This window comes from Bradyrhizobium erythrophlei, from assembly GCF_042430365.1.
Lineage (GTDB): Bacteria > Pseudomonadota > Alphaproteobacteria > Rhizobiales > Xanthobacteraceae > Bradyrhizobium > Bradyrhizobium erythrophlei.
Genome location: NZ_JBHMET010000068.1, coordinates 76,925 through 86,760 on the forward strand (window position 1 = coordinate 76,925; position 9,836 = coordinate 86,760).

The window sequence follows — 9,836 nt, forward strand, 5'->3', positions numbered from 1 at the left end:
GTCATGCAGCTTTCCGTCAACGGGTCCGACACTTTCATCGCCACCGGCGGCAAGCCGTTCGATGCATCGCTGCCGGCGGTGGTGATGATCCACGGCGCCGGCTTCGATTCCTCGACCTGGGCGCTGCACAGCCGCTGGTTCGCCCATCACGGCTTCTCCGTGCTGGCGCCCGACCTGCCGGGCCACGGCCGCTCCGCCGGCAAGCCGCTGCCGACCATTGCCGAGATGGCCGACTGGACCGCGGCGCTGATCGCTGCCGCCGGCGCTTCGAAGGCGAAGCTGATCGGCCATTCCATGGGCTCGCTGATCGCGCTCGAGACCTCCGCACGGCATCCCGACAAGGTCTCCGGCCTCGCTTTGATCGGCACCGCCGCGACCATGACCGTCGGCCCTGATCTCCTGAAGGCCGCCGAAGCCAACGATCCCGCCGCGATCGACATGGTCTCGATCTGGGGCCTCGGCTTCAAGGCTGAGCTCGGCAGTAGCCTCGCGCCGGGTCTCTGGATGCACCAGGGCGCGCAGCGCGTGCTGCAGGAGACCAAGCCCGGCGTGCTGTACAACGACCTCAACGCCTGCAACGCCTACCAGAACGCGCTCACGGCGGCTGCCGAGGTCAAGGTGCCCGCGACCTTCATCCTCGGCGAGCGCGACATGATGACCCCTGCGAAGGCCGGCAAGACGCTCGCCGCCGCTACGCCGAATGCCCGCACTGTGGTGCTGCCCGGTGCCGGGCATATGATGATGGTCGAGCAACCCGACGAACTGCTGGCAGCGCTGCGGTGATCACTGCTTCGGCGGCTTCCTTTCGATCGGGTGGATGTCGATCGCACGCAAGCGGCCGAGGCGCAGCACGTCCATCGCAAGCGTCCGGTCGATCCGGTCGCGGTCCAGCGCGCGGATCAAATCGTCGACGCCGTGGATCTCGACGCCGTCGAGCCTGATCACGACGTCGCCCGGCAACAGCCCCGCCTTCGCGGCCGGACTGTCCGGCTCGATCTGCGCCAGCAGCGCGCCCATCGCGTTCTCGACGCCGGCAAGCACTGCATGCCGCCGCGGCACCGGCACGGTCTGCCCGGCGACGCCGATATAGGCGCGGCGGACATAGCCGTGGCGGATGATCTCCGACAGCACGAACTGCGCGGTGTTGCTCGCGACCGCAAAGCAGATGCCCTGCGCGCCGCTGATGATCGCGGTGTTGATGCCGATCACCTCTGAACTCGACGACACCAGGGCGCCGCCGGAATTCCCCGGATTCAGCGCGGCATCGGTCTGGATCACGTCCTCGATGGTCCGCCCGCTCACCGAGCGGATCGAGCGCCCGAGCGCCGAGACTACGCCGGCAGTAACAGTCGATTCAAAGCCGAGCGGATTGCCGATCGCGACCACGAGCTGGCCGCGCCGCAGCGTCTTGGAATTGCCGAGCGAGGCGTAGTGCAGATCGCGCACGCCATCGGCGCGCAGGAGGGCGAGGTCGGTATCGGGATCGACGCCGAGCACATGGGCATCGGTGACGAACCCTTCGGTGTCGCGCAGGCGGATCTCCTTCGACGATCCGACCACGTGGCTGTTGGTCAGCACGAGACCGTCAGGCGAGATCACGATGCCCGAACCGAGCCCGCCGCGCCCGCGCGCGTTTCGCACCTTCGGTCCGGTTTCGACGCGGACGACCGCCGGGCCGACGCGTTCGGTCACGTCGATCACGGCATTGGAATAGGCATCCAGCAAAACCCGGTCATTGTCCCGGGCAGCGTCAGCCGTTCGCGATGACAACCTGTCATCGGCGTTATCTGAGGTAAGATCCAGCATGGCGAGATTCCTTAGGTCTCCTCAGATGGGGACCGGGAACCTCCGCCGCAAGTGGCTGCGGCGGACGCAGGGCTGGCCCGCTAGGGCGCCCGTCGCAAGCTGGCCGGCCGCGCCTTGACCGGATCGAGCAGCGACCAGTCGCCCTCCGGCAGCACGTGGCCCTTCGGGAACGGCGGACGCAGCTCGAGCCCTAACGAGCGCAGCACGCGGTCGTCGCGATAGTAGCATTGCAGGACGACGCGAACGAGGGTCGCTGCGGCAGCGCCGCCGGTGGCACGGAACTCTCTTGCCACCGCGTTGCGCGCGGCATCGTCGAGTTCGGCGAGCGGCTTGCCGGCGAGCCGCGCCAGATGATCGAGCGCCCGCGCTACCAGCGCGGTGTCGCGGCCGAGCGTTGCGAGCATGTCGCCCTGGATCGCGGGATCGTCCGCGCCCGGCACCTTGTACGCGTCACTCGGTGGAATGATCATCGCCGCAACGGTGCGGAGATCGTTGCGTTGGGCGGAGGTCAGTTCATTCAATTCGGACATGGCGATCTCAGTCGAACAAATTGGCGAGGCGCCGCTTCATCTGATCGGCGATGTAAAGCGCGAGGGCCTGGATGGTGGAGGTCGGGTTCACGCCTCCCGAGGTCACGAAGATGCTGCCATCGACGATGAAGAGGTTCTTCACGTCATGCGAACGGCCCCAGTCGTTGACCACGGAGCGCGACGGATCGGTGCCCATCCGCGCGGTGCCGAGCAGGTGCCAGCCGCCCCAGGGGATCGGATTGTTGATGCAGATGTTTGTCGCGCCGGCGGCCTCGAGAATTTCGCGGCCGCGCGCCAGCCCATGCTCCATCATCTTCCGGCTGTTCTCGCTGATCGTGTAGTCGATCCTGGGCGCCGGGATGCCGTGGCTATCCTTCAGCACGGGATCGAGCGTGACGCGGTTGTGCTCCTCCGGCAGGTCCTCGCAGATCGCGGAGACCGCAAGGCGGTGACCGTTGAGCTTGCGGAAGACACGGTGATGATCCGCGCCCCACGGCAGGATGCCCTTCTGCTCGCTCGCGACGGCCTCGAACACCGGGCCCGCGCCGCGGCCGAACTGGATGCCGTAGCCGCGGACAAAGCCGCGCGACAGATCGGTGTCGTAGAACTCTTTGCTCCACAGGCAGGTCGGCGGCGCGCGGTTGCTGTCAGTCGGCTCCTCGACATAGCCGTAGACCTGCGCGTAGGGATGGAACATCAGGTTCTTGCCGACCAGCCCGGACGAGTTCGCCAGTCCGTTCGGGAATTTGCCGGACACCGAGTTGAGCAGCAGCCGCGGCGTGCCGACGCCGTTGCAGGCGATGATCACGACCTCGGCTGGCTGGAATTGCTCGACACCGTCCTTGTCGTAGTAGACGACGCCGGAGGCCATGCCGTGTTCATTGGTCAGGATCTCACGCACGCGACAATGCGTCTTCAGCTCGACGCCGGCGCGGATGGCGTGTGGCCAATAGGTGATGTCGGTCGAGGCTTTCGCGCCCTGCGCACAGGCCGGCGTGCAATGGCCGAGATTGATGCAACGCGCCCTGCCCTCGTAATCCGTCGTCGCGACCGTGGTGTCCGACGGCCACCAGTGCCAGCCCAACTTGTTCATCGCCTTGCCGAACAGCGGACCGGACAGTCCAAGCGGCTGCGGCGGCATCGGCGGGTGCGTCAGCGGCGACAACGGATCACCTGACAGGCCCGACACGCCCATCATCCGGTCGTTCTCCTCGTGGAACGGGGTGAGCGCCTCGTAATCGATCGGCCAGTCGTCGGCGACGCCGTCGAGTGTCTTCACCTTGAAATCGCTTGGGTGAAGCCGCGGCCAGTGCGCCGTGTACATCACCGTCGAGCCGCCGACGCCGTTGAAGTTGACGACCTTGATCGGCGAATTGTCGTCATTGATCGGATAGTCCTCCGGCCGGCCGCGGATGTTGGGGCTGGTCGACCAATCGCCGTAGAACTTCGCCTCCCAGTCGCGGCCTGTGCTCGGATAGTCCGCCGGGTTCATCCAGCCGCCCTGGTCGAGACAGAGGATATGCATCTTGGTGTCGGCGAGGCTCCAGGCCACCGCGGCACCGGAGGCGCCGGCACCGATGATCAGGACGTCAACGGGATCGTTCATTCGGATTCCTTGTTGTTGCTTCTTGCGTCATAGCGAGGAGCTCGCGACAAAATTGCAAAGCAATTTTGCGCTGAAGCGACGAAGCAATCCATTTCTTCGCAAGTGGCGACATGGATTGCTTCGCTTCGCTCGCAATGACGGGGCCGGCGGCTCAATTGACGATTCTCACCGGCAAGCTTCGTATACCGCGGATGAAATTGGAATAGAGCCGCTGCGGCGGGCCCATCACCTCGAAACGCAGGTCGCGTTGCAATACTTCCTCCCAGAGAATGCGCAATTGCTGCTCGGCGAGGCGGTCGCCGACGCAGCGGTGGATGCCGGCGCCGAAGGCGAGATGCTGGCGCGGCTTGGCGCGATCGATGACGAACTCGTCGGCGCGCTCGATCTTGTCCTCGTCGCGGTTGCCGGAGATGTACCACATCACCACCTTGTCGCCCGTCCTGATCTTGCGGCCGGCGAGCTCGACGTCATTGCGCGCGGTGCGGCGCATGTGCAGCACCGGCGTGTGGTAGCGGATGATCTCGGAGACGAGGCTCGGGATCAATTCCCGCCGCGCGCGCACCAGCTCGAACTGCTCCGGGTTCTCGCACAGCGCCATCAACCCTGATGTCATCGAGTTTCGCGTGGTGTCGTTGCCGCCGACGATCAGGAGGCCGATGGTGCCGATGAATTCGCGCGCATCCAGGTTCCGGGTCGCTTCCGAATGCGCCAGCATCGAGACGAGGTCGAAGGTCGGCGGGGCGTCGATCCGCGCGCCCCATAGCTTGCGGAAATACTCGCCCATCTTGACCATCTCGGCGGTGCGTTCGGCCTCCGAATGCACGACCGCATCAGGCGAAGCGATATTCGCGATCGCGACGTCAGACCACCAGGTCAGCTTGGCGCGATCCTCCCAGGGGAAATCGAACAGCGTCGCCAGCATCATGTTGGTGAGGTCGACGGACACGCGCTCGGCCCAGTCGAAGGTCTCGTTGCGCGGCAATGCGTCGAGCACGGCGGCCGTGCGCTTGCGGATCAGCGGCTCGAAGTTGGCGAGGTTCGACGGCGCCACGATCGGGGCAACGGTGCGGCGCTGCGCGGTGTGGCCGGGCGGATCCATGCGGATGAAGTTCGGCCGCTCTAGGCCCTTGGGTTGATCGGCCACCTGGATACCGCCAAGCTCGGAGGCGGAGGAATAGTTCTGGTGATCCAGCTCGACCGCAAAGATGTCGTCGTAGCGCGTCACCGACCAATACGGGCCATAGGCGGAGGCCTCGCAGTAATGCACGGGATCGTCGCGGCGCAGTCGCGCGAATAGCGGGCGCCAGGTGTCATCCTGATACAGTCGGGGATCGCTGACGTCGATCGACGTCGGCTTGCGCTCAAGCACCTGGGCCATCGCTTCGCTCCCGCATTTTCCGTCGCCGCTTGTCGGGCGATCCTCGTTGTCGCCCTGACGATAGGGTGAATCCGGATCGCGAGTAAAGGCGGGGAACGGGGATCATGGCTTGGGCGACAGCACCAGATTGACGCGGCGGACTTCGTCGGCATCGGGTGCGCGCGGCGGCTTGCCCTGCTCGACCACCTGCAATTGCAGCCGCAGCCGGCGATCGACCAGGGCCGTCGGCGGCACCGCGATGGTCGCGGTGCTACCCTTGTCCTTGCCGGGCATGGCGTAGGGCACGACCGCGCCGAGCACGTCACCCTGCTCGGTCAGCGCGACGATCCTGGCGCCCGACGGCAGCGGTCCGGTCGCGATCTGGAGCTCGATCGTCTCGCCAACGGCTGGCTCGCGCGGCGCCGACAACTCGATCAATTTGGTCTCCTGCGCCGCGGCCGTGCTCAGCCCCTGCCCGTTGAGGGCCGCGAGCAGCGCCGCGATGAGCAGAGCTCGTTTCATGGTGGGCGCTAGTCTGTCCTCACTTTGATGGCGCTGACAAGTGGAGCCGCCGGTGCGGCACCCGCCTCCAGCGTCGGCCGTGTCGAATTGCCGATCGGCACGACGCGGATATCGAGCGACAATTCACCGGTCGCGCCGGGAACGGCGAGATTGTCCGGCAATGGAACGGTGAACGTCGTCGGCCCGTGAGGGGGATGACCGAAGATCGTGATCGCGCCGACCGCAACCGGCGCAACGCCGGGGTTCGGCGCCACCAGCACACGGAAGCGGCGCCCGAGATCGCTGTGGGTCAAATTGAGGGTGATTTCCGCAACGCGCGGCCCGGCATCGCTCGCCGCCTGCAGCGCGGACGCCGGCACGCGCACCGTACCGCCCGCCGCCCTCGCCATGCCGATTTGCGCGGATGCGACGTCGCCACTGAACACCTGCGGCGATCCGGCAACGGCCGGCCCCGCCGCCGGAACCAGATCCTCGCCGGAACCTGGCGAGTAGTCGTAGTCGAACACGCTCGGCAAGGCATAGGCGCTCGCCTTGGTCTGCGTCACCGGCTGGCTCTGGGCATTGGTGAAGAACCTGAACTCCTCGTTCGACCATGCATCGAGATCGCTCCCCTGCGGCAGCGTCGGACGCCCGAGCGCAGCCTGCCGGCGGGTCCAGACATCCCAGAGCCGGTCGAGATTGCCATGGTGCAGGAAGAAGATCGGATCGACCGGCGAGAAGAACTGCACCATGAAGGCCCCGCCACCGCCCCCCATCGCGCCATGGACATTGTCATGCGGCTGGCTTTCGAGGATGCCCTTGGTGCTGCCGTCGCTGTGATTGGACGCCTTGGCGCTGGCGAAGCCGGCGGGATCGTTCGGCCCTCCGCCGCCGGCAAACAGCGTCGTCCGCAACGACCGGCGGATGGTCGGCAGCGACACCGCAACCTTCGTGTCGGGATCGAGATCGGGGTTGGTCGCGGTGAGGCCGCGCGCGCTCGGCTGGTCGAAGAACACCTGCGGCAGCACGCCCATGAAATCCGCCGCGGTCGCGATCCCGCGCTGATTGAGGACGCCAAGCTGGTCCTGCGAGAAGGCGGCGTAGATCGCGGTCACCACCGGCTCGAACTGCGCCTTGAACGCATCGAAGGTCGGAATGAATCCGCTGTTGTTGGGATCGAGCACACCGTCGAACATCGCCGGCGGCACGCTCGGCGTCTTGGTCCAGTCCCAATAGGGCAGCGCGAAGTCGCCATCGCCGCTGAGATCGCGCAGCGTCGCCTCGAGCCAGCCGAGATAGGCGCGGTGCCAGACCAGGAACCACCAATTGCCGTGCGGGCAATCGAACAGGTGCACCATCGCGTTGCGATACCAGTTGCGCGGATCGGTCGGCGGCAGGTTCAGCATCTTGGTGATGCCGGCCTTGTAGCTTGCGAGCACGCGCGGCGGCATCGCGGGATCGGTGATCTCCCAGCGGCGGAACCGCGCCGCCTGCGCGCGTGCGCGGGACGGCAACGCCGAGGCGGCGGCGAGCGCAGCGCCGGCCTCCAGCAAGCGGCGGCGTGTCAGGGAAGAAGCTGCGGCCTGCATCATGGGTCTCTCCTGTGACATCAATCCAAATGCCTTTCGTCGGCGCTCGCCCCAAGACACGATGGTCCACGGCGCGCCGCTCCAATTCCGCCTGCCCCCGTTCGCTTGTCCTGACGTCCCGCTGGTTCCGACGATGTTGCTGCGTGCCGGTACGAATGGCCGCCGCGGGACAACAGATTCGAAAAATTATTAGAGGTTGATAACATCATGATGATACACCTCGGCGGGAGCAGCGGCAAGCTGACGGCTGCTGCGGTATTTGCGCACGGACGAATCTGACCTTCGCCCCGTTCCCGGCGCCTGGAATGCCAGCGCTGCGCCGAGGCCCCTGCAAATCGCGATACCAGCCCCGCTTTCCGATGTTTGTCGGCAGCAGTGAGACCGGCTAGCCTTTCCGGCAACGACAGACTTCGGGAGCAACGTCAGGTGGCCGCGCCGCACCAGCAGCTTGACTACGACGTCATCATCATCGGCGCCGGCCTGTCCGGCATGTACCAGCTCTACCGGCTGCGCGAGCTCGGCCTCAAGGTGCGCGTGTTCGAGACCGGCACCGGCGTCGGCGGCACCTGGTACTGGAACCGCTATCCCGGCGCGCGCTTCGATTCCGAGAGCTATTCCTACGGCTACTCCTTCTCCAAGGAATTGCTTGAGGAGTGGGAATGGTCGGAGCATTTCGCCGGCCAGCCGGAGACCTTGCGGTATTGCAATTATGTCGCCGACAAGTTCGACCTGCGCCGCGACATCCAGTTCGAGAGCCGCGTCGCCGCCGCGACCTACCAGGACGACACCCGAAGCTGGACGCTCACGCTTGCGAGCGGCGCGCGTCATACTTGCCGATTCCTGATCACCGCGATCGGCCCGCTGTCGACGCCGACGCTGCCGCGCATCGAGGGCCGCGACAGTTTTGAGGGCCAGTCCTTCCACACCGCGCGCTGGCCGAAGCAGAAGGTGGATTTCGCCGGCAAGCGCGTCGCCGTGATCGGCACCGGCGCCACCGGCGTGCAGACCATCCAGACCATCGCCGGCGAGGTCGGCCACCTCACCGTGTTCCAGCGCACGCCGAACTGGTGCGCGCCGCTGCACAACGGCAAGATCGACGCGGAGACGCAAGCGAAGATCAAGGCCGGCTATTCCGAGATCTTCGCGCGATGCCAGGAGACCTTTGCCTGCTTCATCCACACGCCCGATCCGCGCGGCGCGTTCGAGGTCACCGACGAGGAGCGCGAGGCGTTCTATGAAAAGCTCTATGGCGAGCGCGGCTTCGGCATCTGGCAGGGCAATTTCAGGGACATCCTGATCGACCGCAGGGCGAACGCGACCATCAGCGATTTCGTCGCGCGGAAGATTCGCGAGCGTGTGAAGGACCAGCGCGTGGCCGAGAAGCTGATCCCGACAAACCATGGCTTCGGCACGCGCCGCCTGCCGCTCGAGACCTTCTATTACGAGGTCTACAACCGCGACAATGTCGAGCTCGTCGATCTCATCGAAACGCCGATCGAGCGGATCACGCCCAAGGGCATCAGGACCAGCGAGCGGGAATTCGAATTCGACATCATCATCTTTGCGACCGGCTTCGACGCCATCACCGGCAGTTTTGACAAGATCGACTTTCGCGGCGCCCACGGCGCGCTGTTGAAGGACAAATGGACGCGCGGGCCCGAGACCTATCTCGGGCTGATGGTCGACGGCTTCCCCAACATGATGATGCTGATGGGCCCGCACACCGCGCTCGGCAACATCCCGCGCAGCATCGAATACAGCGTCGACTGGGTCACCGGCCTGCTCCGCTTCGCGCGCGAAAAGGGGCTGACCTTCCTCGACGCCACGCCGGAGGGCACTGCCGACTGGACCGATCACGTCAAGGCGCTCGGCGCAGGCCTGCTCTCCAACGAGGTCAACTCCTGGATGACCGGCATCAACTCCAACGTCGAGGGCAAGCAGACCCGTATCGTCGCCCGCTACAGCGGCAGCGCGCCGGCCTATCGGGCACGGTGCGACGCGGTGGCGGCGAAGGGGTATGAGGAGTTGAGGTTGGGGTAGCATGCGCCGTCATCTGTTAGTCCCGTCATCCTGAGGCGCTCGCGTAGCGAGCCTCGAAGGATGCACGGCCACAGTCGGGCCGTCGTGCCTCGAGACGGCCGCTACGCGGCCTCCTCAGCATGACGGTGATGGAATTGAATGGGCGGCTCTCAGCCGTCATTGCGAGCGAAGCGAAGCAATCCATGCGTCCACGCGTGTAGAAGCATGGATTGCTTCGTCGCTTGCGCTCCTCGCAATGACGGCGTGGATGCTTCCCGGTTTACATGTCAAACAACGGTGAGGATGTGCGCTCGCACTCTCGCGGCGTGTTTCGCCCGAGCTTTGCTTCACTTCCCGCCCTCTCCTCAAACAGAGGGCGCAGGGAAAGCCGGGTGCCGATTGCACCCATGGGTCCCGTGCAACAAAAA

At 65.7% G+C, this 9,836-nt stretch carries 8 protein-coding genes; 2 read left to right on the forward strand and 6 right to left on the reverse strand.

The features are described 5' to 3' along the window. Positions 1–3: 3 nt before the first annotated feature. Complete coding sequence (locus tag ACFFWD_RS12560; protein WP_376965415.1) at positions 4–783, forward strand: alpha/beta fold hydrolase; 780 nt, start codon at positions 4–6, stop codon at positions 781–783. Here ACFFWD_RS12560 and ACFFWD_RS12565 read toward each other — a convergent pair whose 3' ends face one another. From ACFFWD_RS12565 to ACFFWD_RS12590, 6 genes are all read right to left on the reverse strand, one after another. Beyond that, positions 784–1,806 carry a S1C family serine protease gene (locus tag ACFFWD_RS12565; RefSeq protein WP_376965417.1) on the reverse strand — a complete coding sequence of 341 codons (1,023 nt, stop codon included), beginning with the start codon at positions 1,804–1,806 and terminating at the stop codon, positions 784–786. An 80-nt stretch (positions 1,807–1,886) separates the two neighbouring features. Then, on the reverse strand, positions 1,887–2,336 hold the full coding sequence (locus ACFFWD_RS12570; RefSeq protein WP_376965419.1) for a hypothetical protein: 450 nt from the start codon (positions 2,334–2,336) through the stop codon (positions 1,887–1,889). Between the two features lie 7 nt (positions 2,337–2,343). Further along, positions 2,344–3,942, reverse strand: a complete 1,599-nt coding sequence (locus ACFFWD_RS12575) for a GMC family oxidoreductase (protein ID WP_376965421.1) — start codon at positions 3,940–3,942, stop codon at positions 2,344–2,346. A gap of 151 nt (positions 3,943–4,093) precedes the next feature. Further along, positions 4,094–5,320 (reverse strand): cytochrome P450, encoded by a 1,227-nt coding sequence (locus tag ACFFWD_RS12580; RefSeq protein WP_376965423.1) that lies wholly within the window; start codon positions 5,318–5,320, stop codon positions 4,094–4,096. A gap of 102 nt (positions 5,321–5,422) precedes the next feature. Next, positions 5,423–5,821, reverse strand: coding sequence for a hypothetical protein (locus tag ACFFWD_RS12585; protein ID WP_376965425.1), 399 nt, complete (start codon positions 5,819–5,821; stop codon positions 5,423–5,425). 8 nt (positions 5,822–5,829) lie between these two features. Continuing rightward, positions 5,830–7,392: a tyrosinase family protein gene (locus tag ACFFWD_RS12590; RefSeq protein ID WP_376965427.1), complete on the reverse strand. Its 1,563-nt coding sequence runs from the start codon at positions 7,390–7,392 to the stop codon at positions 5,830–5,832. Between the two features lie 423 nt (positions 7,393–7,815). Between ACFFWD_RS12590 and ACFFWD_RS12595 the strand changes: the two genes are divergently transcribed. After that, positions 7,816–9,429 (forward strand): flavin-containing monooxygenase, encoded by a 1,614-nt coding sequence (locus ACFFWD_RS12595; RefSeq protein ID WP_376965429.1) that lies wholly within the window; start codon positions 7,816–7,818, stop codon positions 9,427–9,429. Positions 9,430–9,836 lie beyond the last annotated feature (407 nt).

Bases quoted from the DNA above. Each gene is read 5' to 3' on its own strand.
- ACFFWD_RS12560 (WP_376965415.1), top strand. From the start codon at position 4: ATGCAGCTTTCCGTCAACGGGTCCGACACTTTCATCGCCACCGGCGGC.
- ACFFWD_RS12565 (WP_376965417.1), bottom strand. From the start codon at position 1,806: ATGCTGGATCTTACCTCAGATAACGCCGATGACAGGTTGTCATCGCGA.
- ACFFWD_RS12570 (WP_376965419.1), bottom strand. From the start codon at position 2,336: ATGTCCGAATTGAATGAACTGACCTCCGCCCAACGCAACGATCTCCGC.
- ACFFWD_RS12575 (WP_376965421.1), bottom strand. From the start codon at position 3,942: ATGAACGATCCCGTTGACGTCCTGATCATCGGTGCCGGCGCCTCCGGT.
- ACFFWD_RS12580 (WP_376965423.1), bottom strand. From the start codon at position 5,320: ATGGCCCAGGTGCTTGAGCGCAAGCCGACGTCGATCGACGTCAGCGAT.
- ACFFWD_RS12585 (WP_376965425.1), bottom strand. From the start codon at position 5,821: ATGAAACGAGCTCTGCTCATCGCGGCGCTGCTCGCGGCCCTCAACGGG.
- ACFFWD_RS12590 (WP_376965427.1), bottom strand. From the start codon at position 7,392: ATGATGCAGGCCGCAGCTTCTTCCCTGACACGCCGCCGCTTGCTGGAG.